27 protein-coding genes and 1 tRNA gene are annotated in these 22586 nt (G+C 68.0%); 18 read left to right on the top strand and 10 right to left on the bottom strand.

Translation table 11 applies throughout. The features are described 5' to 3' along the window. The first annotated feature begins 38 nt into the window (after nt 1-38). A complete protein-coding gene (locus SH591_RS08310) occupies nt 39-599 on the top strand; it encodes an FKBP-type peptidyl-prolyl cis-trans isomerase (RefSeq protein ID WP_324748721.1) in 561 nt (186 codons plus the stop codon). A gap of 55 nt (nt 600-654) precedes the next feature. Here the strand turns inward: SH591_RS08310 and SH591_RS08305 are convergent, their stop codons facing one another. Genes SH591_RS08305 through pyrE form a run of 5 tightly spaced genes read right to left on the bottom strand, consistent with a single transcriptional unit; the run spans nt 655 to nt 4313 of the window. After that, nucleotides 655-1725 carry an AI-2E family transporter gene (locus tag SH591_RS08305; protein WP_324748720.1) on the bottom strand — a complete coding sequence of 357 codons (1071 nt, stop codon included), beginning with the start codon at nt 1723-1725 and terminating at the stop codon, nt 655-657. Beyond that, entirely contained in the window at nt 1722-2549 is an 828-nt protein-coding gene (gene lepB, locus SH591_RS08300; protein WP_324751357.1) for a signal peptidase I, read from the bottom strand. Before lepB ends, SH591_RS08305 begins: the two co-directional genes overlap by 4 nt. Before the next feature lie 41 nt (nt 2550-2590). Continuing rightward, nucleotides 2591-3004 carry a holo-ACP synthase gene (acpS, locus tag SH591_RS08295; RefSeq protein WP_324751305.1) on the bottom strand — a complete coding sequence of 138 codons (414 nt, stop codon included), beginning with the start codon at nt 3002-3004 and terminating at the stop codon, nt 2591-2593. Further along, a complete protein-coding gene (locus SH591_RS08290; protein ID WP_324751304.1) occupies nt 3001-3732 on the bottom strand; it encodes a pyridoxine 5'-phosphate synthase in 732 nt (243 codons plus the stop codon). Before SH591_RS08290 ends, acpS begins: the two co-directional genes overlap by 4 nt. Then, complete coding sequence (gene pyrE, locus SH591_RS08285) at nt 3729-4313, bottom strand: orotate phosphoribosyltransferase (protein ID WP_322831622.1); 585 nt, start codon at nt 4311-4313, stop codon at nt 3729-3731. Before pyrE ends, SH591_RS08290 begins: the two co-directional genes overlap by 4 nt. Nucleotides 4314-4493: 180 nt before the next feature. On the opposite strand from pyrE, the gene coxB reads away from it, so the two are divergent. From coxB to SH591_RS08240, 9 genes are all read left to right on the top strand, one after another. Next, a complete protein-coding gene (gene coxB / locus SH591_RS08280; protein ID WP_324751303.1) occupies nt 4494-5612 on the top strand; it encodes a cytochrome c oxidase subunit II in 1119 nt (372 codons plus the stop codon). A gap of 20 nt (nt 5613-5632) precedes the next feature. Next, nucleotides 5633-7294, top strand: a complete 1662-nt coding sequence (ctaD, locus tag SH591_RS08275) for a cytochrome c oxidase subunit I (RefSeq protein WP_322831072.1) — start codon at nt 5633-5635, stop codon at nt 7292-7294. A gap of 142 nt (nt 7295-7436) precedes the next feature. Further along, a complete protein-coding gene (locus SH591_RS08270) occupies nt 7437-8348 on the top strand; it encodes a heme o synthase (RefSeq protein WP_324751302.1) in 912 nt (303 codons plus the stop codon). Further along, nucleotides 8345-8494, top strand: a complete 150-nt coding sequence (locus SH591_RS08265; protein WP_322831070.1) for a hypothetical protein — start codon at nt 8345-8347, stop codon at nt 8492-8494. The genes SH591_RS08270 and SH591_RS08265 overlap by 4 nt, the downstream gene beginning before the upstream one ends. Further along, the gene (locus tag SH591_RS08260) at nt 8491-9051 is read left to right on the top strand and encodes a cytochrome c oxidase assembly protein (protein WP_322831069.1); all 561 of its coding nucleotides are present in this window, start codon (nt 8491-8493) and stop codon (nt 9049-9051) included. Before SH591_RS08265 ends, SH591_RS08260 begins: the two co-directional genes overlap by 4 nt. A 95-nt stretch (nt 9052-9146) precedes the next feature. Next, nucleotides 9147-9962, top strand: coding sequence for a cytochrome c oxidase subunit 3 (locus SH591_RS08255; protein ID WP_322831068.1), 816 nt, complete (start codon nt 9147-9149; stop codon nt 9960-9962). 91 nt (nt 9963-10053) lie between these two features. Next, a complete protein-coding gene (locus tag SH591_RS08250; RefSeq protein ID WP_324751301.1) occupies nt 10054-10650 on the top strand; it encodes an SURF1 family protein in 597 nt (198 codons plus the stop codon). A gap of 47 nt (nt 10651-10697) precedes the next feature. After that, nucleotides 10698-11924 carry a M16 family metallopeptidase gene (locus SH591_RS08245; RefSeq protein ID WP_324751300.1) on the top strand — a complete coding sequence of 409 codons (1227 nt, stop codon included), beginning with the start codon at nt 10698-10700 and terminating at the stop codon, nt 11922-11924. Then, nucleotides 11921-12784, top strand: coding sequence for a class I SAM-dependent methyltransferase (locus SH591_RS08240; protein ID WP_324751299.1), 864 nt, complete (start codon nt 11921-11923; stop codon nt 12782-12784). The genes SH591_RS08245 and SH591_RS08240 overlap by 4 nt, the downstream gene beginning before the upstream one ends. Nucleotides 12785-12940: 156 nt before the next feature. On the opposite strand, the gene SH591_RS08235 is transcribed toward SH591_RS08240, so the two are convergent. Genes SH591_RS08235 through SH591_RS08225 form a run of 3 tightly spaced genes read right to left on the bottom strand, consistent with a single transcriptional unit; the run spans nt 12941 to nt 14486 of the window. Continuing rightward, nucleotides 12941-13582: a heme exporter protein CcmB gene (locus SH591_RS08235; RefSeq protein ID WP_324751298.1), complete on the bottom strand. Its 642-nt coding sequence runs from the start codon at nt 13580-13582 to the stop codon at nt 12941-12943. Then, a complete protein-coding gene (ccmA, locus tag SH591_RS08230) occupies nt 13579-14148 on the bottom strand; it encodes a heme ABC exporter ATP-binding protein CcmA (protein ID WP_324751297.1) in 570 nt (189 codons plus the stop codon). Before ccmA ends, SH591_RS08235 begins: the two co-directional genes overlap by 4 nt. Beyond that, on the bottom strand, nt 14145-14486 hold the full coding sequence (locus tag SH591_RS08225) for a metallopeptidase family protein (protein ID WP_324751356.1): 342 nt from the start codon (nt 14484-14486) through the stop codon (nt 14145-14147). Before SH591_RS08225 ends, ccmA begins: the two co-directional genes overlap by 4 nt. A 125-nt stretch (nt 14487-14611) precedes the next feature. On the opposite strand from SH591_RS08225, the gene SH591_RS08220 reads away from it, so the two are divergent. Further along, entirely contained in the window at nt 14612-14902 is a 291-nt protein-coding gene (locus SH591_RS08220; protein WP_324751296.1) for a 4a-hydroxytetrahydrobiopterin dehydratase, read from the top strand. 50 nt (nt 14903-14952) lie between these two features. Next, nucleotides 14953-15043: transfer RNA gene (locus tag SH591_RS08215), tRNA-Ser, on the top strand. A 79-nt stretch (nt 15044-15122) separates the two neighbouring features. Here the strand turns inward: SH591_RS08215 and ftsZ are convergent. Continuing rightward, nucleotides 15123-16454 carry a cell division protein FtsZ gene (gene ftsZ, locus SH591_RS08210; RefSeq protein ID WP_324751355.1) on the bottom strand — a complete coding sequence of 444 codons (1332 nt, stop codon included), beginning with the start codon at nt 16452-16454 and terminating at the stop codon, nt 15123-15125. A gap of 226 nt (nt 16455-16680) precedes the next feature. Here ftsZ and SH591_RS08205 point away from each other — a divergent pair, with 226 nt between their 5' ends. From SH591_RS08205 to SH591_RS08195, 3 genes are all read left to right on the top strand, one after another. Next, on the top strand, nt 16681-17304 hold the full coding sequence (locus SH591_RS08205; protein WP_324751295.1) for a response regulator transcription factor: 624 nt from the start codon (nt 16681-16683) through the stop codon (nt 17302-17304). 210 nt (nt 17305-17514) lie between these two features. Further along, nucleotides 17515-17907 (top strand): division/cell wall cluster transcriptional repressor MraZ, encoded by a 393-nt coding sequence (locus tag SH591_RS08200; protein ID WP_324751294.1) that lies wholly within the window; start codon nt 17515-17517, stop codon nt 17905-17907. A 9-nt stretch (nt 17908-17916) separates the two neighbouring features. After that, a complete protein-coding gene (locus tag SH591_RS08195) occupies nt 17917-18345 on the top strand; it encodes a hypothetical protein (protein ID WP_324751293.1) in 429 nt (142 codons plus the stop codon). Here SH591_RS08195 and SH591_RS08190 read toward each other — a convergent pair. Further along, nucleotides 18342-19718, bottom strand: coding sequence for an FAD/NAD(P)-binding protein (locus SH591_RS08190; RefSeq protein WP_324751292.1), 1377 nt, complete (start codon nt 19716-19718; stop codon nt 18342-18344). The genes SH591_RS08195 and SH591_RS08190 overlap by 4 nt on opposite strands. A 119-nt stretch (nt 19719-19837) precedes the next feature. On the opposite strand from SH591_RS08190, the gene SH591_RS08185 reads away from it, so the two are divergent. The 3 genes from SH591_RS08185 to chrA all read left to right on the top strand — a co-directional run bounded on the left by SH591_RS08185 (nt 19838) and on the right by chrA (nt 22571). Further along, nucleotides 19838-20104: a DUF6356 family protein gene (locus tag SH591_RS08185; RefSeq protein WP_322831058.1), complete on the top strand. Its 267-nt coding sequence runs from the start codon at nt 19838-19840 to the stop codon at nt 20102-20104. Nucleotides 20105-20175: 71 nt separating this feature from the next. After that, nucleotides 20176-21243 carry an NAD(P)-dependent alcohol dehydrogenase gene (locus SH591_RS08180; RefSeq protein ID WP_324751354.1) on the top strand — a complete coding sequence of 356 codons (1068 nt, stop codon included), beginning with the start codon at nt 20176-20178 and terminating at the stop codon, nt 21241-21243. After that, nucleotides 21240-22571, top strand: a complete 1332-nt coding sequence (chrA, locus tag SH591_RS08175; RefSeq protein ID WP_324751353.1) for a chromate efflux transporter — start codon at nt 21240-21242, stop codon at nt 22569-22571. The genes SH591_RS08180 and chrA overlap by 4 nt, the downstream gene beginning before the upstream one ends. Nucleotides 22572-22586: the final 15 nt, after the last annotated feature.

Genomic DNA, 22586 nt, shown 5'->3' with positions numbered 1-22586 from the left:
GCATCGCCGCCGTTTCTTCATCTGCCGAGGGTCCTCCCATGTCCGTCACCGCCGTTCCGATTCGCTCGATCAAGAAGGGCTCCGTCACGAAGCTGTGGATCGGGCTCGGCGGACTGGCGCTGGTCGCAGGCGTCACCGCCTGGGCGGGCACCAAGGACCAGGTCGCGATGGGCAACCCCGCCGCCTTCCTCGCCTCGAACGCCAAGCGCAGCGGCGTCGTCACGACTCCCTCGGGCCTGCAATATCAGGTGATCGAGCCGGGCTCGGGCATCGTCCCCGGGCCCCAGGACATGGTGCTGGTCGAATATGAAGGCCGCCTGCTGGACGGGACCGTCTTCGATGCCAGTGCCAAGCAGGGCGGGCCGGTGCCGCTCCCCGTCTCGGGCGTAATCCCGGGCTGGACCGAGGCGCTGATGCTGATGAAGAAGGGGGCGAAGTACCGCCTCTGGATCCCCTCGGACCTGGCCTATGGCCCGGCCGGCGCCGGCGGCGGGGTGATCCCGCCCGACGCCGTGCTCGACTTCGACGTCACGCTGGTGGACGTTGCCCCGGGCGCCGCCGCGCAGATGGGCGGCATGGGCGCTCCGCCGCAGCAGTAACGCCGAGACAATCGGAAAATTACAGCAGGCCCCGGTCCAAAGCCGGGGCCTTTTCTTATGGTTCGGCCACGGCCGCCCGATCGGCGTCGTCGCTGGAGCGCTGCTCGAGCGCGGCCTTGATCATCGCCACGATCGGATCGGCAAGCGCAAGGCCGACCAGGCCGAACAGGGCGCCGAGCAGGAGCTGCGCGCCGAGCACCAGGGCCGGGGCGAGGTCGACCGTCTTGCGGGCGACGTAGGGGACAATCAGGTAGCCGTCGACGGTCTGCACCACCAGATAGACGCCGATCGCCCACAGGCCGGCGTCGACGCCCTGGCTGAAGCCAGCGAGGATGATCAGCACGCCCGAAATGATCGCGCCGATATTGGGGATGAAGGCGAGCAGGCCGGTGAGGATGCCGAGCAAGGCGGCCATCGGCACGCCGCCGACCCAGAGCAGGAGCCATGTGCCGACGCCTTCGACGGCCATTCCGATCAGGCGACCGGCCATCAGGCGGCGCAGCGTGAAGCCCATCTGGGCGGCGGTGCGGTAAAAGCCGTCGCGGTTGCGCATCGGCAGCATCCAGGCGACGCCGCGCTCGTAGATGCGCGGCTCGGCGGCGAGGAAGATGCCGATCACGAAGATCATGATCATCGAAGTGACCGCGCCGACGGCGCTGCCGACCGCCGAGGTGAGACGGCCGAGCGTTCCCATGATCTGCTGGCTGAGCTGGTCGATCTGCACGCCGCCCTGGACGAGGCCGAGCCGATTAGCCCAAGCAAGGACGCGGTTGGCCTGGCGCGTGACGGTCTCGCGCAGCTCCTCGGCCTGCGCGACCAGCTCCCAGCCGGCGAACACGAAGGTCCAGACGATGAAGCCGACGCCCGCCAGCGTCACCATCAACAGGCGCCAGCCGCGTGGGATCGGCAGGACCCGGCCGAGCAGACGGGTGCCGCCGTCGAGCATCGAGGCGAAGACGATGCCGGCGAAGATCAGCAGCAGCGGCTGGGCGAGCAAGGCGACGAGGTAGATGCCGACCGCGAGGCCCAGCCACACGCTCGCCTTCTTGAGCTCGTCGCGGACGAGCGGATCGCGGAATTCGGTCGGGCCCCTTTTCTCGACGTGGGGCTCGGCCGCCTCGCTCACTGGGCGACCTTCTCGGGCTGGAGCGAGGTGCCCGCTCGGCCGCCGCGCAGGGCGGTGAACCAGCTGATCGGGTTGAGATATTCCGACGAGCCGTCGAGCGAGAAGGTGATGAACTCGGCGCGGCCGCCGATATTCTCGACCGGCACGGGGCCGCCGAGGCCCTGCTGGGCGAGGTCGACGCGGCTGTCGGCCGATTTGTCGCGATTGTCGCCCATCAGGAAGACGTGATCGGCGGGAATGGTGATCTTGGCGAAATCGTCGACCGGCGAATAGCCGAGGTCGATCGTGTCGTAATAGACGCCGTTGGGCAGCGTCTCGCGGAAGACCGGAAGCCGGCAGAAAGCCTCGCCGTTCGCGGCGGTGACGCGGGCGTCCGCGAACTCGTCGGGGAAGCAGGGGACGTTCTCGTCGATCGGGATCACCGTCGCCGGCCGCGCCTCGCGCTTCACCGGTTTGCCGTTGATAATGAGCTGGCCGTCGATCATCTCGAGCGTGTCGCCGGGGAGGCCGATGACGCGCTTGATATAATCGGCCTTCTGGCCCGGCGGGGTGACGATGACGATGTCGCCGCGCTCGGGCAGCGAGCCGAACAGGCGCCCCTCGGTCGGCGGCATGATGTGGAAGCTGGGGCTCACCCACGACCAGCCATAGGGATATTTGGTCACCACCAGCCGGTCGCCCTTCAGCAGCACCGGCATCATCGATTCCGACGGAATGTAGAAGGGCTTGGCGATGAAGCTGTGGAACGCGAGCACGGCCAGTACCAGCCAGAAGATGGCCTTCACCTCGCCCCACCAGTCGGTGCCGCCCTTTTTCGTCGCCATGGTCTCTTCGGTTTCTTTCGCGATTGCCGGATCGGTGGCGTTCACCTCAGGGATTCCTTCCGAACGGCGGTGATGATGACGAACGCCTGGGCCCAGGGATGATCGTCGGTCATCGTCAAATGAACAACAGCGGCGTGGCCTTCCGGCATGATTGCGTCAAGTCTCTCTTTGGCGCCGCCGGTGAGGGCGAGCGTAGGTGCGCCGGAAGCTTGGTTCACGACGCCTATATCCTTCATGAACACGCCGCGCTTGAAGCCGGTGCCGACCGCCTTGGAGAAAGCCTCCTTGGCGGCGAAGCGCTTGGCGTAGGTGCCGGCGCGGGTGAACGGCCGCCCCTCGGCCTTGGCGCGCTCGATGTCGGTGAAGACGCGGGCGATGAAACGCTCGCCGAAGCGGTCGAGCGAATTCTGGATCCGTTCGATGTTGCAGAGGTCGGAGCCGATGCCGACGATCACCCGCGCGCCTCGTTCATCAGCGCGCGCATGCGCGTCACGCTTTCCTCAAGCCCGGTGAAGATCGCCTCGCCGATCAGGAAATGGCCGATGTTGAGCTCGACGATCTGCGGGATGGCGGCGACCGGGGCGACATTGTCGAAGGTGAGGCCGTGGCCGGCGTGGGGCTCGATGCCGTTCTTGACGGCCAGCGCCGCGGCGTCGGCGATGCGGCGCAATTCCTCGGCGCGCGCGGCCCCCTGGCGGTGGGCGTAGCGGCCGGTGTGGAACTCGACCACCGGCGCCTTCAACCGGATCGCCGCCTCGACCTGGGCCGGGTCGGGCTCGATGAAGAGGCTGACGCGGATGCCGGCCTCGCCCAGTTGCGTCACCATCGGCGCGAGCGTGTCGAGGTGGCCGGCGGCGTCGAGCCCGCCCTCGGTGGTGCGCTCCTCGCGCTTCTCGGGGACGATACAGGCCGCGTGCGGGCGGTGGCGGAGCGCGATCTCGAGCATTTCGGGCGTCGCCGCCATTTCGAGGTTCAGCGGAATCTCCAGCCGCGCCATCAGTCGGTCGATGTCGGCGTCGGTGATGTGGCGCCTGTCCTCGCGGAGGTGCGCGGTGATGCCGTCGGCTCCGGCGGCGGCGGCGGCGAAGGCTGCGCGGACGGGATCGGGATGCTCTCCGCCACGCGCGTTCCTGATCGTCGCCACATGGTCGATATTGACGCCGAGGCGGATCGCGCCGGTCACGCCGCCTTCCGGCTCCCGGGCTTCTCGGCCGGAATGCCGGCGAGCTCGGGCGGCAGTTGGTCGGGCTCGAAGGTCGGCACCGCGATGCTGACCAGCGGGAAGAAGGGCACGCCGAAATCGGCCGTGCCGCTCGAGCGATCGACCAAAGCCGCCGCGGCGATGACTTCGCCGCCGGCTTCCTCGACCGCCTTCATCGCTTCGCGCGAACTGAGGCCGGTTGTCACCACATCCTCCATCAGCAGCACCTTCTGGCCCGGCTTCAGCCGGAAGCCGCGGCGCAGCTCGAACGTGCCGGTCGGGCGTTCGACGAAGATCGCCTCGACGCCCAGCGCCCGGCCCATTTCGTGGCCGGCGATGACGCCGCCCATGGCCGGGGAGACGACGATCTCGATGGCCGAGCGGATGTCGCGCGGCATCGTTGCGGCGAGCGCGGAGGCGAGCCGGGCGGCACGCATCGGATCGGCGAGAACGCGCGCGCACTGCAGATAGCGAGGGCTGTGAAGACCGGAGGAGAGGATGAAATGCCCCTCCAGCAACGCGTCCGCGGCGCGGAATTCCGCCAGAATCTCGTCTTCACTCATGCTCTTGTCCGGTCCTTGATAGGGCTTGTCGCCAGATAGGCTGCCGTTCACCGCGCATCAAGCTACCGTAAAAACTTCGTCGGGGTTGAGGCGCGCGCATACCCCACCTATAAGCGCCGCGATTTACCTACTCGCGACCGAATCCATCCCGATCCTCCCGGACGGGCCCAAGGGGTTTAGATGAAGACTCTGATAAAGACACTTGCCGTCGCCGTTGCGCTCGGCCTTTCGCCTGCCGCGGCGTTCGCGCAGGACACCGTAACCGCGCAGCCGAAGGCGGAGCTTCCGGCTCAGCCCCAGGCCGAGCTGCCGGCGCAGCCGCAGGAAATGTCGCCGCCCCAGCTCGCGAGCGGCGGCGAAGCCCCGAGCGATGCCACCGTCGCCCAGTCCGCCGAGCTTGCCAGCCGCGCCGCCCCGATCCCGGGCGTCGGCCAGCCCGACGGTCGCATGGGCCTCCAGGACCAGTTCACGCCGATCGGCGAGGAAGCGGCCTGGTTCCACGATATGGTGCTGCTGCCGACGATCACGGTGATCACGATCTTCGTCCTGCTGCTGATGATCTACGTGATCATTCGCTACCGCCGGGCGGCCAATCCGGTTCCGTCGCGGACCACGCACAACACTTTGATCGAGGTGATCTGGACGCTCGTTCCGGTCATCATCCTCGTCATCATCGCGGTGCCGTCGATCCGGCTGCTCGCCAACCAATATTCGCCGCCCAAGGCCGACCTCACCGTCAAGGTGATCGGCAACCAGTGGTATTGGACCTACCAGTATCCGGATAACGGCGACTTCGAGATCGTCTCGAACGGCCTGTCGGACGAGGACGCCGCCGCGCGCGGCGAGCCCCGCCTGCTCGCGGTCGACGAGCGCATGGTCGTTCCGGCCGGCGCGACCGTGAAGGTGATCGTCACTTCCAACGACGTCATTCACTCGTTCGGCGTTCCCGCTTTCTGGGTGAAGATGGACGCCGTGCCGGGTCGCCTCAACGAGACCTGGTTCAAGGTCGACAAGCCGGGCGTCTATTACGGCCAGTGCTACGAGCTTTGCGGCGCCCGCCATGCCTACATGCCGATCGCAGTCGAGGTCGTCTCGCCGGCGCAGTTCGCCGCCTGGGTCAGCTCGAAGGGTGGCACGATGCCGGGTGCGGTCGCACCGACCTCTTCGGACGCGACGCAGAATTCGCCGATCACGAACCCGGGCGCTGACACGGCCGGTGCGGCGAGCCCGGAACCGGCCAATGTCGTCGACGCCGCTGCCAAGGCGCCGATCGTCGCCCAGGCCGCTACCGAGAATTGAGAAAGAGGCGATAGCCAGCAATGACCGATACCACCGCTAACGCTGCTCATTTCGAAGCGGCCCACGCGCATGATCATCATGACGCGGATCACAAACCCGGGTTCTTCGCCCGCTGGTTCATGTCCACCAACCACAAGGACATCGGTACGCTGTACCTGATCTTCGCCATCGTGGCGGGCATCATCGGCGGCGCGGTCTCGGGCATGATGCGCCTCGAGCTCGCCCAGCCGGGCGTCCAGTATCTGCAGGCCTGGTCGGGCGCGGAGTCGTTCGACGAGGCGCTCCATTTGTGGAACGTGCTGATCACCGCCCACGGCATGATCATGGTCTTCTTCATGGTCATGCCTGCCATGATCGGCGGCTTCGGCAACTGGTTCGTGCCGCTCATGATCGGCGCGCCCGACATGGCGTTCCCGCGCATGAACAACATCAGCTTCTGGCTGCTGCCGCCGGCCTTCCTGCTGACGCTCGGCTCGACGTTCGTCTCGGGCGGCACCGGCCCCGGCGCCGGCACCGGCTGGACGGTCTACGCGCCGCTGTCGACGAGCGGCTCGCCCGGGGCTGCGGTCGATCTCGCCATCCTCTCGCTCCACCTTGCGGGCGCGAGTTCGATCCTCGGTGCGATCAACTTCATCACCACCATCTTCAACATGCGCGCGCCGGGCATGACCCTGCACAAAATGCCGCTGTTCGCCTGGTCGGTGCTGGTCACCGCCTTCCTGCTTCTGCTCGCGCTCCCGGTTCTCGCCGGCGCGATCACGATGCTGCTCACCGACCGCAACTTCGGCACGACGTTCTTCGACGCGTCGGGCGGCGGCGATCCGGTGCTCTACCAGCACCTGTTCTGGTTCTTCGGCCACCCCGAAGTGTACATTATGATCCTGCCGGGCTTCGGCATCGTCAGCCAGATCGTCTCCACGTTCAGCCGCAAGCCCGTCTTCGGCTATCTCGGCATGGCCTACGCCATGGTCGCGATCGGCGTGGTCGGCTTCATCGTCTGGGCCCACCACATGTTCACGGTCGGCATGGACGTGAACACGAAGATGTACTTCACCGCGGCGACGATGGTGATCGCGGTGCCGACCGGCATCAAGATCTTCTCGTGGATCGCGACCATGTGGGGCGGCTCGATGAGCTTCAAGACCCCGATGGTGTGGTCGCTCGGCTTCATCTTCATGTTCACCGTGGGCGGCGTAACCGGCGTCGTGCTCGCCAATGGCGGCGTCGACAACTACATGCACGACACCTATTACGTCGTGGCGCACTTCCACTACGTGCTGTCGCTGGGTGCGGTGTTCGCGCTGTTCGCCGGCTGGTACTATTGGTTCCCGAAGATGTTCGGCAAGATGTACAGCGAGCTGCTCGGCCAGCTGCACTTCTGGGTGTTCTTCATCGGCGTGAACATCATGTTCTTCCCGATGCACTTCCTCGGCCTCGACGGCATGCCGCGTCGCTATCCGGACTATCCGGATGCGTTCAGCAAGTGGAACGAGGTCGCCTCGTTCGGCTACGCGATCATGGGCATCGGCATGGTGTTCTTCTTCGTGAACGTCATCTGGTCGCTGATGTTCGGCAAGAAAGCGCCGGACAATCCCTGGGGCGAAGGCGCGACAACGCTGGAATGGACGCTGTCCAGCCCGCCGCCATACCACCAGTTCGAGACGCTGCCGCGGATCGACTGACCCTTTCGTAAGGGCCGGGAGCTGCACGCAGATCCCGGCCCTCACGATCCAGAATGATGGCCTTTCCCGGCCGGAGCGTTCCCATCAAAGCCCGGCTTTGGTGGGCATCCTTTTAAGCGGGCGGGTTGCCGGAACAGATGCTATGACGACGAACGTAATGCCCCAGAGCCAAAGCCTGACCGCCGACTGGCGCGATTTCGTTGCGCTCACCAAGCCGCGCGTGATGACCCTCGTCGTGTTCACCGGCCTGTGCGGGCTGCTGGCCGCGCCGGCCGCGATCCACCCCGTCCTGGCTTTCACCGCGATCCTCTGCATCGCGCTCGGCGCCGGCGCCGCCGCCGCTTTGAACCAATGGTATGAAGCCGATATCGACGCGTTGATGCGGCGCACCGCCAACCGTCCGCTGCCCGCCGGGCGCATGGACCGCCAGTCGGCGCTCCATTTCGGCGTCGGCCTCGGCGTCTTCTCGGTGCTGCTGATGGGCGTCGCCACCAACTGGCTCGCCGCGACGGTGCTGGCGGTCTCGATCCTGTTCTACGTGCTCGTCTACACCGTCTGGCTGAAGCGCCGCACCCCGCAGAACATCGTGATCGGCGGCGCCGCGGGCGCCTTCCCGCCGGTGATCGGCTGGGCGGCGGTGACCGGCGACGTAACTCTGCTCCCGCTGCTCCTGTTCACCCTGATCTTCCTGTGGACGCCGCCGCATTTCTGGGCGCTGTCGCTGTTCGTGCGCACCGACTACGCCAATGCCGGCGTGCCGATGCTGCCGGTCGTTTCCGGGCCGACGGTGACGCGCCAGCAGATCGCGCTCTACACACTGCCGATGGCCGCGGCGGCGGTCGCGCCCTGGCCTCTCGGTCTCACCGGCGGCATCTACGGGGTTTCCGCTGTCTGTCTCAGCCTGGCCTTCGTGGTAATGTCGCTGCAGGTCCTCGCCAACCGCGCCACGGAGCCGGCGGGGATGAAGCCGGAGAAGCGGCTGTTCGCTTACTCCATCGTCTATCTTTTCGCCGTTTTCGGCGCCCTCGTACTCGATCGGTGGCTGCTCGCATGATCCCCCAGAACGATCCGACGCCGCCGAGCGATGACGAAATTCGCGCGCGGCAACGGAGCCGCGCCACAGTGATGGCGGTGCTGCTCGGCATCTTCGTCGTGCTGATGTTCGCCATCACGATCGCCAAGATGAGCGTGAACCAATGACCACCACCACTCTCGCCCGCAAGAATGGCCGCACCGGCGTGATCTTCGCCCTGGTCGCCCTTGCCATGGTCGGCCTCGCCTTCGCGGCGGTGCCGCTCTACCGCATCTTCTGCCAGGTCACCGGCTTCGGCGGCACGACGATGAAGAATGTCGGCGCCGAAGCGCCGGGCGCGGTCGTCGGCAAGCTCGTTAACGTCCGCTTCGACGCCAACGTGACCCCCGGCCTTCCCTGGGAGTTCAAGCCCGAGAAGCACGTCCAGCGCGTTGCCGTCGGCGCGCGCAACATGGCTTTCTACACGGCCAGGAACCTCTCCGATAAGCCGGTCAAGGGCACGGCGAGCTTCAACGTGACGCCGACCCAGGCCGGCCAGTATTTCACCAAGATCCAGTGCTTCTGCTTCACCGAGCAGGTGCTGAAGCCGGGTGAGGAAATGCGGATGCCGGTGGTCTTTTTCGTCGATCCCAAGATTCTCGAGAATCCAGTCGACGCCAAGATCGAAGAGATCACGCTGAGCTACACTTTTTACGAGGTGGATTCCTCCGGCGAGCAAAGCTAGAGGGGCTAGCAATCACCCGTCCGCGGACGGAACGACATTGACCTTCCGGCCGGTCCCAGCCCGGCCTTACGAACAGGGATTAGAGGACACGATCGATGGCCGGAGCGAAAAATCACGACTATCACATTCTGCCGCCGAGCCCGTGGCCCCTGGTGGGCAGCTTCTCGGCGCTGGCAATGGCCGTCGGCGGCGTCATGTGGATGCACGATCAGGAATTTGGCGGCGCGGTCTTCTTCGCCGGCGTGATCGCGGTCCTGTTCACGATGTTCAGCTGGTGGGCCGACGTCGTCCGTGAAGCCAATTCCGGCGATCACACCCCGATCGTCCAGCTTCACCTGCGCTACGGCATGATCCTGTTCATCGCCTCGGAAGTGATGTTCTTCGTCGCCTGGTTCTGGGCCTATTTCAACGCGGCGCTGTTCCCCTCGCCGGTCGAATCGATCGGCGGCGTGTGGCCGCCCAAGGACATGGTCGTCCTCAATCCGTTCGGCTATCCTTTGCTCAACACCCTGATCCTGCTCTGCTCGGGCACGACGGTGACGTGGGCGCACCACTCGCTGATCAACGGCGACCGCGACGGCCTGATCAAGGGCCTGTGGGCGACGATCGGCCTCGGCGTCCTGTTCAGCGCGATCCAGGCCTATGAATATTCGGTGGCGCCGTTCGGCTTCGGCGACAACATCTACACCTCGGCCTTCTACATGGCGACCGGCTTCCACGGCTTCCACGTGCTGATCGGAACGATCTTCCTGATCGTCTGCCTGGTCCGCTCCTATCGTGGCGACTTCACGCCGAAGCAGCATTTCGGCTTCGAAGCGGCGGCCTGGTACTGGCACTTCGTCGACGTGGTGTGGCTGTTCCTGTTCCTGGCGATCTACGTGTGGGGCGGCTGGGGCGCCGAGTTCCACTAAGAAAAAAAAGGGGCGCCGCGAGGCGCCCCTTCTTTTTGATGACCCATCAGCTCCCTTCCCTCCACGCCACACGCGACCGCCAGGTCCGGTCATGAGGCTGCGCCTGCCGCTACTGCCGACCCTGATCGTCGCGGCGGCGGTCGCGGTGATGATCGGCCTCGGAATCTGGCAGTTGCAGCGCGCCGAATGGAAGGAGGGGATGATTGCCCGCTTCGAGACGGCGGCGCAGCTCCCCGAGATCGCCTGGCCGACGACGCCGCCCGCGGATGATTCCCTGCTTTTCCGTCGCGCCTCCGGCTTCTGCCTCTCCGTCGCCGACTGGCGGACGGTGGCCGGCCGCAACGCCGCCGCCGAATCGGGTTGGAGCCATATCGCCGCCTGCCGCACCAGCGGGATGGAGGGGCCGGGCATGCAGGTCGACATGGGCTGGTCCAAATCGTCCGACCCGCCCACGGGCTGGAACGGCGGCGCCGTGCGCGGCGTGATCGCGCCCGACAAGGACTATCGCATCCGTCTCGTATCGGCGGCCGCGGCGCCCGGGCTGGTGCCGAGCGCAGCGCCGTCGCCGGCCAACGTGCCCAACAACCACCGTTTCTACGCGATCCAGTGGTTCTTTTTCGCGCTCGCAGCTTTGATCATCTACCTGCTCGCCTTGCGCAAGCGCCAGGCGCGACCCGACGGCGACTGAGGGCCAAGCTTGCCCGCCTCCGGCCGAGCCCCTACATCCGGCCGTTCATGATGCACCTCACCACATTGGCCAACGGGCTGCGCGTCGCCAGCCGCGAAATGCCAGGCGTCGAGACCGCCGCGGTCGGGCTCTATGCCGACACCGGCTCTCGCTACGAGAGCGCCCGCCTGAACGGCCTCGCCCATCTCTACGAGCATATGGTGTTCAAGGGCGCCGGCGGCCGCTCCGCGCGCGAGATCAGCGAGGCGATCGAGGATGTCGGCGGCGACCTCAACGCGGCCACCGACCGCGATTCGACAAGCTTCATGGCTTCGGTGATGGCCGAGCATGTGCCGCTCGGCATCGAGCTGATCGCCGACATGATCCTGCGCCCGCATTTCTCGACCGCCGAGCTGGAGCGCGAGAAGGACGTCGTGCTGCAGGAGCTGGGCGAGGCGCGCGACACGCCCAATGACATCATCTTCGACGATCTCTGGTCGGCCGCGTTCACCGATCAGCCGCTCGGCCGTTCGGTATTGGGCGACGAGTCCAGCATCGCCGCGATCACGATCGACGACCTGCACGACTGGCGGATGAGCCAGTATCGCGCCGGCAGCCTGGCGCTGGTCGCTGCCGGCAAGGTCGATCACGAACGTTTCGTCGCGCTCGCCGAACAGCATTTCGGCGGCCTGCCCGAGGGCGAGATCGTATCGCACGAGCCGGCCCAGTTCACCGGCGGCAACCGCGTCGGCCGGGCAAGCAGCGACCAGGCCCATCTTGCGCTTGCCTTCCCCGGCCCGCCCCAGCTCGGCGCCGATTATTATGCCGCGCGCCTGTTCGCCGACGCGGTCGGGGGCGGCATGTCGTCGCGCCTGTTCCAGCAACTGCGCGAGGACCGCGGCCTCGCCTACAGCGTCTATGCCAGCCTCTCGCCCTATCGCGACGTCGGCGTCTTTGCGGTCTACGCCGCTACCGCCCGACGCCAGTCGGCCGCCGCCGCGCAGCTGATCGAGGAGGTGCTGGCCGAGGCCGTAACCCACATCGACCAGCGCGAGGTGGACCGGGTCCGCACGCAGGCCAAGGCGGGCCTGCTGATGTCGATGGAGAGCAGCTGGGGGCAGGCCAATTACGTCGCCCGCCAGCTCGCGCTCTACAACCGGCTGGTCGATCCCGCCCAGATCATCGCCGACCTCGCTGCCGTCACCGTCGACGATGTCCGCGCCGCCGGCGGACGCATGCTCGCCGGCCCGCGTGCCCGCGCCACGATCGGGTTCCCGGCGGTGCGCGCCGCATGAACCTGTCGACGTTGGTGACGGAGCCGTGGAGCGATTACGGCCTCGTCGATTCCGGACATGGCCGCAAGCTCGAGCGCTACGGCCGCTACAGCTTCGTCCGGCCCGAACCGCAGGCGATGTGGGCGCCCGCGCTCGACGCGTGGGACGCCGACGGCGAGTTCATCCCGGGATCGGACGAGGAAGGCGGCGGCCGCTGGCAGTTCGCCCGGCCGGTGCCGAAGGAAGGCTGGGACTTGGCGTGGGAGGACGTGCGCTTCCGCAGCCAGTGCACGCCGTTCCGCCACCTCGCTTTCTTCCCGGACATGGCGGCGCAATGGGCGTGGATGCGGGAGCGGCTCGGCTCGGGCAGCGAGGCGCTCAACCTGTTCGGCTATACCGGCGTCGGCACGCTCGCGCTTTCGGCCACCGGCGCGAACCTCGTCCATGTCGACGCTTCGAAAAAATCGGTCGAGGCCGGCAAGGACAATGCGCGCCTCTCCGGAATGGCCGATCGCCCGATCCGCTGGATGGTCGACGACGCCGCCAAATTCACCGCGCGCGAGGTGCGGCGCGGCCGCCGCTATGACGGCATCATCCTTGACCCGCCCAAATATGGGCGCGGCCCGACCGGGGAGGTGTGGAAGCTGGAGGAGGGGCTGCCCGGCCTGATCGCCGACTGCGTGCAGCTGCTCGACGCCGACAGCCGCTTCCTGGTGCTCACCGTCTACGCGGTGCGGATGTCGGCGCTGGCGATCGGCGAATTGCTCGCCCAGGCGACTGCGCATCTCGGCGGCCGCGTCGAGTGCGGCGACATGGCAGTGCGCGAGGAAACGCGGGGCCTGCTTCTGCCGACCGCGATTTTCGCGCGCTGGTCACGCTGAGCGGCGTCAATCCCGCCTAATTCTCCCCTCCCTTTCAAGGGAGGGGATCGAGGGGTGGGTCGACGGCAGAGCCGGCTCGATGCCGGCGAGGACGTTTCTTTTCGCCTGACTCCCCAACCCCAACCCCTCCCCTGAAGGGGAGGGCTTTGTGAGGCGTTAGTCGCGTCCCGCCCGGAGCGCGGCGCCGGCGGCGAAGGGCGCGGCGGCGACGAGCAGCAGCGACACCGCGCCGAGCAGCTTCAGCGCGCCCGCATCGCCGCCGCGCTCGACGAGGCCGGCGCCGAAGATCAGGACCGGCACCGCCAGCGGCAGCATCAGCAGGCCGGCGAGCGCGCCGGTGCTTCGGAGGCCGGCGATCAAAGCGCTGACGATCAGGGTCAGCGCCGCGAGTCCCGGCGTGCCGACCAGAAGGCCGAGTTCCAGCCTCAGCAAAACGTCCTGCGGAAGCTTCATCAGCGCAGCGGCGGGGATCGCGGCCAGCATCAAGGGCGGGCCGAAGCTCAGCCAGTGGCCGGCGAGCTTGGCCATGGCGACGGATTCGTCGCTGATCCCGCGCATGGCGAACTGGTCGAGCATCCCGGCGGCGCGATCGGGTTCGACGAGGCGATCGACCGGGAGCAGAGCGGCGAGCAGGGCGGCCATCCACAAGGCGCCGCCGCCGGTGCGCGCGAGCAAGGGGCCGTCCGGGCCGACCGCGAACGGAAACAGGGTCGCGACCAGCAGGAAGAAGACGAGCGGCAGCACGGCATTGCCGCCGGTCGCCGCCAGCCGCAGCTCGCGCAGGATCAGGGCGGTCATGCCAGCGCCACCGTCTGCGCGCCGGGCAAAGCGAGCGGCTGGTGCGAGGCGGCCAGCACGGCGCCGCCGCCGGCGCGGTGTGCGGCCATGACGCGGGTCAGCCGTTCCTGCCCTTCCGCGTCGAGGCCATTGGCGGGCTCGTCGAGCAGCCACAGCGACGCGCCGCTCGCCACCACCCGCGCCAGCACCGCGCGCTTCCGCTGACCGGTCGAGAGCATCCGCACCGGGACATCGGCGAGATGGGCGAGGCCCATTTCGGCGAGGCCCGCGCCGGCCGCGCCGCCGTCCAGCCGCGACCAGAAATGCAGCGCCCGGCCGAGCGTCAGCCTTTCGTCGAGGGCGAGCTTCTCGTCGGCGAGCGCGGCCGGCGCGCGCGCTACCCGTCCGGCGGCGGCGGGGAGCAGGCCGGCCGCGATCCGCATCAGGCTCGATTTGCCGATCCCGTTGGGCCCGGTCACCACCGCCGCTTCGCCCGGCGCGAGGCGCAGGTTCAGCCCTTCGAACAGCAGCCGGCCGCCGCGCAGGCAGGCGACGTCCTCGAGCGCGAGCAACGCCGCCGCCGTCACTCCGCCTCGTCCCCCGCGGCGTCCTCGATCGCGTGCATGTCGGCGTCGGAGAAGCCGAAATGATGGCCCGCCTCGTGGACGATGACGTGGGTGATGAGATCCTCGAGGCTGACGCCGGTCTCGGCCCATTCGTCGAGCAGGGGGCGGCGGTAGAGATGGATCATCGCCGGAAGCTCGCCCGACAGCATCGACGATTGCTCGCCGACCGGACGGCCGGTGTAGAGGCCGGTGAGGTCGAACGGTTCCTCGATGCCGAGCTCGCGCAGCACGTCTTCCTCCGCGAAATCCTCGACGCGCACGACGACGCCCTCGAGATGGCGGCGGAACAGCTCGGGCATGCGCGCGATCGCCGCATCGGCCAGCCGCTCGATCGCCGCCGCATCGGGCGCAAAGGTTTGACGCTCGCTCACGGTCAAGCGACATAGAGGGGAAGCGGCCGCCGCGCCAGCAAGGGAGAGGTCAAATGGTTCAGAAGCTCAACGGGGACGAGCGCGCAAAGGCGCTGGCCGACCTGCCCGATTGGGCGTGGGACGAGGCGCGCGACGCGATCACGCGCAGCTTCCGCTTTGCCGATTTCACCGAGGCGTTCGCCTTCATGACCGCGGTCGCGCTGGCCGCGGAGAAGGCCGACCACCATCCCGAATGGTCCAACGTCTGGAACCGGGTCGATATCTTGCTCACCACCCACGATGCCGGCGGGCTGACCGGGCGGGACGTCGCGCTGGCAAAAAGGATCGACGGGCTCGCGGCATAGCTTGCCCTCCGCCGCCGCGCCGATTAGAGGCCTTGCGTTCCAGAGCATGCGGAGCGGTGGCCGAGTGGTCGAAGGCGCTCGCCTGGAAAGTGAGTATACGGCAAAACCGTATCGAGGGTTCGAATCCCTCCCGCTCCGCCATTTTGCCGATCCCGACCGAAACTGACACGAAAAAGCCGGCCGCACGTGGCGACCGGCTTTCGCTGTCCCGTGAAGAATGTCAGGCCGCCTGGCGGCGGTGGAAGCGGGGGCTTGGCGGGGCCTGGACGGTGTGGCGGGCCATGCTGGCCATGCGCTGGAACAGGCTGGCGCCGCGCGTCGGGGCCGGCGCGGCGGCCGGGGGCAGGACCATCGCCAGCATCTCGTCCGGCGTCAGCAACAAGTCCTCCTCGGCCTCGATGATCGGCGCGGGCGCGGCAACCAAAGGCGCGGGCGCGGCCGGCGCACGAACCGGCACCGGCTCGGGCAGGACGATCGGTTCGAGCGCGACGGGGGGCTGCTCGGCCTCGAGCGTCTTGGCGAACAGGAAGGGCAGCGGCCTGGTCGCGGCGGCGATCGCCGGCACCGTCTGGGTCCGCGGCGCGTCGGCGTCGTCGTCGAGACCGGTGGCGACGATCGAGACGCGCACCCGCCCGTCGAGATTGGGATCGAAGGACGAGCCCCAGATGATGTCGGCCTCGGGGTCGACCAGGTCCTTGATATAATGGGCGGCCTCGTCGATCTCCATCAGCCGCATGTCCTCGCCGCCGCTGATCGAGATGATCAGGCCGCGGGCGCCCTTCATCGCGCCGTCTAGCAGCGGATTGGAGATGGCCAGTTCGGCCGCCTCGACCGCGCGGCGGTCGCCCGAAGCCTCGCCGGTGCCCATCATCGCCTTGCCCATGCCGGCCATGACCGAGCGTATGTCGGCGAAGTCGAGATTGACGAGGCCGGGCATGACCATCAGGTCGGTGATGCCGCGCACGCCGTGCTGGAGCACTTCGTCGGCCATGTCGAACGCCTGCTTGAAGGTCGTGTCGGGGCTGGCGACGCGGAACAGGTTCTGGTTGGGAATGACGATCAGCGTGTCGACGTGGCGGGCGAGCTCGGCAATGCCCTCCTCGGCGGAGCGGGCGCGGCGGTTGCCCTCGAAACCGAACGGCTTGGTGACGACGCCGACCGTGAGGATGCCCTTGTCGCGCGCCGCTCTGGCGATGACCGGGGCGGCGCCGGTGCCGGTGCCGCCGCCCATGCCGGCGGCGATGAAGCACATGTGCGAGCCCTCGATCGCGATCTGGATGTCGGAGAGCGATTCCTCGGCCGCGGCCTTGCCGACCGCCGCCGCAGCGCCGGCGCCGAGCCCCTGCGTCGTCGTCCGGCCAAGCTGGATGCGCTGGTCGGCCTTCGACGCGTTGAGCGCCTGGGCGTCGGTGTTGGCGACGATGAACTCGACGCCGTGGACGCCGCTCGCGATCATGTTGGCGACGGCATTGCCGCCGGCGCCGCCGACGCCGATAACGGAGATGCGCGGACGGAGCTGTTCCACGGCAGTGGGCACGATCTGGATCACTATTGGTCTCCCCATTGCCGACGTCCGAGCTTCCCCGCTTCGGATCCGCGGCAACCTTCTGTTAACCAAGTGCCAGATTTCGATTGCGCTAAGCTATTGGGTAAATGCCCTTATGCGGCTTTCCCCAACTCACGTCCAAAATGGAGGAATAGAGGGGGGCTCGTAACATATTTGCCACGGAGCTTTTGCTGTCCTGACAAGTTTCCGTCCGGTTAGCGGGGAGAATCGCATGACTCGCCTGGTCCACATTGTTGACGACGACAGTGAAGTGCGCGCCTCCACCAGCTTCATGCTCCGCCAGCTGGGCTACGCTACCGAGATTTACAGCAGCGGCGACGAATTCCTCCAATCGCGGCGGATGGATTCCGGCTCGGTCCTGCTCGACATCCGCATGCCCGGCATGGACGGGCTCGAGGTCCAGGCGGAGCTCACCCGCCGCGGCGTGCAGCTCCCGGTCATCGTCCTCACCGGCCATGGCGACGTCGAGCTCGCGGTGAGGGCGATGAAGGCGGGGGCGGTCGATTTCCTCGAAAAGCCCTATAAGGCGGAGGAGCTGACCGAGGCGGTCGAGCGTGCGTTCGAGCGGGCCGAGCAGACCCGCGAGAGCCAGGCGGCGCGCACCGAGGCGACGACCAAGCTCAACGCGTTGACCCCGCGCGAGCGCGAGATATTGCAGGGCCTGCGCGCCGGCATGGCCAACAAGATGATCGCCCGCTGGCTCGATCTCAGCCCGCGCACCGTCGAGGTCTATCGCGCCAAGATGATGGCCAAGCTCGGCGTCACCAGCCTGTCGCAGGCGCTGCGCATCGCCCTCGACGGCGAGCTGGAGCCGATCGACGCCAAGGCCGGCTGAGCCAACCCTTAAGCGCATATACTTAGGACCAATACCGTGGCGCCAGCGCGCGCCCGACCGCTAATGGCCGACCCGGCAGAGACATGGTTAACGCCGTCTTTGCCCTGTTCAACGGGGGTCGGGTTCAGCGTGGAGCATCTGTTCAGCGGAAGCGCATTATGCGCTGTCGATCGGCATGGCCGCGTCGCGCTGCCGCCGTTCGTGCGCTCCATGCTCGAGCGCCGGTCCGACGGACGGGCGGTGCTGTTCGCGCCGCACGAGACCGACCCCTGCGTTTCCGCCTTCGACCGGCTTCATGCCAGCCTGCTCCATGCCGACACCGAGCGCCGCCGGATTGCCGACGAGCAGGCGGGCGTCGCGGCGGCCGCGCATCATGCCCGTACCCGCCGGCTCTTCGGGCTCGGTGAGGAGGCGGAATTCGACGGACGCGGGCGACTGATGCTGCCGCCGATGGCGCGGCGGCGGAGCGGCATCACGTCGCAGGCCCTGTTCGTCGGCGCCGGCGGCAGCTTCGAGGTCTGGAGCCCCGAGGCCGCCCTCGCGAGCGAAGATGCGGCGCTACGCGACCTCGCGGCCTTCCATCTCGACACCCATTCAGCCTGAGGAACCCCGATGTCCCTTTTCTGCCGCATCGCCAAACATTCGCCTTATCCCAGCACGGTCCGCAACCAGGGCTTCCATTTCAGCTCGTGCCGCCGCTGCGGCCGCGACATGGTCCGCTCGGGCGAGCTGTGGACGCCGGTCCCGAAGGGGTTCCGCGTCGTCTGGAAATTCGCGGAGACGCCGCCGACCGAGAGGCCGGCGCCGGTCGAGATCCGCACCAACCTGCCCGTCCTCTACGCCGTGCCGCAGACCCAGGCCGAAGCCGCCCTGGCCGAGGAATATCGGGTCCGCCAGCAGTTCAGCTTCGGGGAAATCGTATCGGCGGGCGTCAAGCTGCTCGTCTGGTACGGCGCCGATCGGCTGCAGCAATGGCGCCGCGACCACGCCGCCCGCCGCTTCGAACAGCAAGAAGTGATGAACCTGCCCTCGGCGCTCTAGAGGCCTTCGCCCTCCACCCAGTGGGCGTTGGACAGGCGGCGGGCCAGCGCCCAGCTCTGCACGCGGATGTCCGGCACGGCGACGATCTCCCAGAAGGCGCCGCGGGTCATCGGCCCGATGGCGAGCAGACGCTTCTGTGCAGTGCCGTCCGCCGCGACCGCCTCGGCCTGCTGGTTGACCTCGATGCCGAGATGCTGGGCGTCGGGGCGGATCAGGCCGCGCTCGAGCAGGCTGCGCAGCAAGGGCTCGTCTGTGCGCAGCAGATCGCCCTGCGGACCGGTGCAATTGACGATACGGCGGACGCGCAGCGTCTCCGCCTGCTCCTGTCCCCGTGGGCGCCACACCACCTCGGCGCCGCCGTCCACGGCCTCGACGCGCAGGATCTTGCCGGCCACGTCGCGCAGCCGTCCGTCCGCGCGCATGGTTTCGATCCGTTCGGCGACGCGCGGCGCGATGCGGTGGCGATGCACGTCCCACCAGGGCCGCAAGTGACGCAGGAAGCGGGCGCGCTCGGCTTCGCTGGCGTTGAGCCACATGCCCTGCGTGTAAGGGCGCAGCTCATCGACGGCGGCCCGCCATCCCACCTGATCGGCGCGGGCTCGAACGCAATGGACCAGGTCCGAGCCCGAAACCGCCGGCCGTTCCGCGAGCGAACTGGCTGGGCCGGCCGGCGCGACGTGAGAGCGCGGCAGCAGTCCGCGGCGCGACAAAGCAAGGGTGCGGCCGCGGAAGCCGTGCGAATCGAGCAGCAAGGCCACGTCGATCATGGTGAGGCCGGTGCCGAGCACCAGCACCTCGTCGGCGTCATCGAGACCTTCGACCACCCGGTCCGACCAGGGATCGGCGGCGTAGACGTCCGGGCCGAGGCCGGCCGCGCGCAGCGGCGGCGGCTCGTGCGGCGGAAGGTTGCCGACCGACAGGACGACCTTGTCGGCGCGGAGCGGGGCGCCCTCGGCCAGCGTCACCGTGGCGCCGTCCGCCGCGAACGTCACGTCGGTCACCTCGTCGCGGACGACCGTCAGCCGGCCGCCGCATGTGGCCAGGGCGTCGTCCAATATGTCGCCGAGGTAGGTGCCGTAGGTCCGGCGCGAGATGAAGTCGGCGGCCCCGCCGAGCTCGCGGCGTTCCAGCCAGCGGACGAAATGGCGGGGATCGTCGGGGAAGGCGCTCATGTTGCCGGCCCGGACGTTGAGCAGATGGTCTTCGTGCGCCGCCGAATATGCGGTGCCGCGCCCCACAACCGGCCGCCGTTCGATCAGGGTGACGCGCGGACCGGCGTGGCGCAGGATGTTGACCGCCTGCAGCGTCCCGGAAAAGCCGCCGCCGACGATGGCGACATGGTGGGTCGGGGCGGAGCGGTGAGGCGTGTGCATGCGGGACGCACTGCCCGATTTCCGCGAGGGCTGCTAGACTGCTGATCCGGACGGGGCTTCTGGCGCCGTCCGCTTTCGTGGTAGACGCGGCCCGGCTCCATTGCAGCAGGACAGGAACGATGCAGCGCAAGTCAGGATTCGTTGCACGCAGCCGCGCCCATCTCGACGAGGCGGGCGAAGGCTATCGCCAGCACCTCGCCGTGGCCTCCGGCATCGGCAGCGCGATGGTCCTCGCCGGCGGCGCCTGCATGATCCACGGGCTGATCCCGGGCGTGTTCACTGATCGCGCCAGCAAGACGATCCGGCGCCTGAACGACCGCATCGCGGCGCGCCAGCACCAGGCCGCCCTGGCCGATGCGCTGCACCAGCTCGAATATGAGATCTGAGCGGTACCCGATCGCTTGAAAAGGCGTTCCCCTCGCGGGAGAGAGACCCCGCCCGCAATGAGGAAGGACACATCGTGACCGCCACCAAAGCCTATGCCGCCTATGACGCCGAAAGCGCGCTCGCGCCCTTCACCCTGGAGCGCCGGCTGCCCGGCCATCACGACGTCCAGATCGAGATCCTGTTCTGCGGCGTCTGCCATTCCGACCTGCACACCGCCCGCAACGAATGGGGCGGAGCCACCTATCCATGCGTGCCGGGGCACGAGATCGTCGGCCGGGTGACCGCTACGGGCGAGCATGTCGCCAAGTTCGCGCTCGGCGACCTCGTCGGCGTCGGCTGCATGGTCGATTCCTGCCAGCATTGCGACGCCTGCGCCGAAGGGCTCGAGCAATATTGCGAGAACGGCTTCACCGGCACCTATGACAGCCGCGAGCAGGGCGGCGGCCCGATTACCTATGGCGGCTATTCGGACAAGATCGTGGTGCGCGAGGAGTTCGTGCTCCGCATCAAGCATGGCGAGGACCAGCTTGCCGCGGTCGCGCCCCTGCTCTGCGCGGGCATCACGACCTGGTCGCCGCTGCGCGAATGGAACGTCGGCGAGGGCCACAAGGTGGGCATCGTCGGGCTCGGCGGGCTCGGCCATATGGGCGTGAAGCTCGCCGCCGCGATGGGCGCGCGGGTCGTCTTGTTCACGACCTCGCCCAACAAGCGCGAGGACGCGCTTCGGCTCGGCGCGCACGAGGTCGTGGTGTCGCGCAATCCCGACGAGATGGCGGCGCACAGGAACAGCTTCGACTTCATCCTCAACACCGTCGCCGCGCCCCACGACCTCGATCCATTCCTGAACCTGCTGAAGCGCGACGGCACGATGACCCTGGTGGGTGCGCCGGCGACGCCGCACCCTTCGCCGGGCGTGTTCAACCTGATCTCCAAGCGGCGCCGGCTCGCCGGTTCGCTGATCGGCGGCATCGCCGAGACGCAGGAAATGCTCGATTTCTGCGCCACGCACGGCATCGTCTCCGACATCGAGATGATCCCGATGCAGGCGATCAACGACGCCTATGAGCGGATGCTGCGGAGCGACGTGAAGTATCGCTTCGTGATCGACATGCAGTCGCTGAAGGACGCCACCGTCTGAGCGCCTACCCGACTTTCGGCGAGGCGGTCCGCGTCTGGGCGCGGGTCGCCTTGCTCAGCTTCGGCGGCCCGGCCGGGCAGATCGCGGTCATGCACCGCATCCTCGTCGAGGAGAAGAAGTGGATCGGCGAGGATCGTTTTCTCCACGCCCTCAATTTCTGCATGCTGCTGCCGGGGCCGGAAGCGCAGCAACTCGCCACCTATATCGGCTGGCTCCTGCACCGCGTGAAGGGCGGGCTCGTCGCCGGCCTGTTGTTCATCCTGCCCGGCCTCGTCGCGATGATGGCGCTGAGCTGGCTCTACGTCCTCTACGGCCGTGCGACGCCGGTCGCCGCCTTGTTCTTCGGACTGAAGGCGGCGGTGCTGGCGATCGTCGTCCAGGCCGTGGTGCGGATCGGCGCCCGTGCGATTGGCAACAGTGCGCGCCGCCTCGTGGCCGCCGTGGCCTTCCTCGGCATCTTCCTGCTCGACATTCCCTTCCCGCTGATCGTGTTGGGCGCCGGGCTGGTTGGCTTCGCCGCGGCGCGGGCGGGCAGCAAGGCTTTCGCAGCCGGCGGCGGACACGGCCCGGGCGGCACGGCCACCCCCGACGCCGAGACCGCGCTCGGCACCGGCCTGCCCGACCATGCCCGGGATGGACGGCGCCTGCTCCCGGTCTCGTTGCTGCTGCTCCTGCTCTGGCTGGTCCCGGTCGGACTGCTGGTCGCCACCGGTGCCGGCGCGTTCGCCGACATCGCGCTCTTCTTCTCGCAAATGGCGGTGGTCACTTTCGGCGGCGCCTATGCGGTGCTCGCTTATGTCGCGCAGGCGGCGGTCGACACTTATCACTGGCTCCAGCCGGGCGAGATGCTCGACGGGCTCGGCCTTGCCGAGACGACGCCGGGGCCGCTGATCATGGTCACGCAGTTCGTCGGCTTCCTCGGCGCCTATCGCGATCCCGGCGGACTTCCGCCTTTGCTCGCCGGCACGCTCGGCGGCCTGCTCACCACCTGGGTCACCTTCCTGCCCTGCTTCCTGTGGATCTTCGCCGGCGCGCCCTGGATCGAAAGGCTGCGCGAGAATCGCGCGCTGGCCGGCGCGCTCGCCGCGATCACGGCCGCGGTCGTCGGCGTGATCCTGAACCTTGCTGTGTGGTTCGCGATCCACTTCCTGTTCGCGCGGGTGACGGAGCGCCGGTTCGGGCCCGACATTCCCGACTGGGCCAGCCTCGATCCGCTCGCCGCCTTGCTCTCGGCAGCGGCACTGGTAGCGGTGTTTCGCTTCCGGATCGGGATGATCCCGGTGCTCGCCGGATCGGCGCTTCTGGGCTTTCTTTTCAAAGGCCTGTAGCGGCGCGCACGTCGC

Origin of the sequence: Sphingomonas sp. LY54, assembly GCF_035594035.1 — a bacterium.
Lineage (GTDB): Bacteria > Pseudomonadota > Alphaproteobacteria > Sphingomonadales > Sphingomonadaceae > Allosphingosinicella.
The sequence above is the reverse complement of the archived record's forward strand: the minus strand, read 5'-3'. Positions and strand labels throughout refer to the sequence as shown.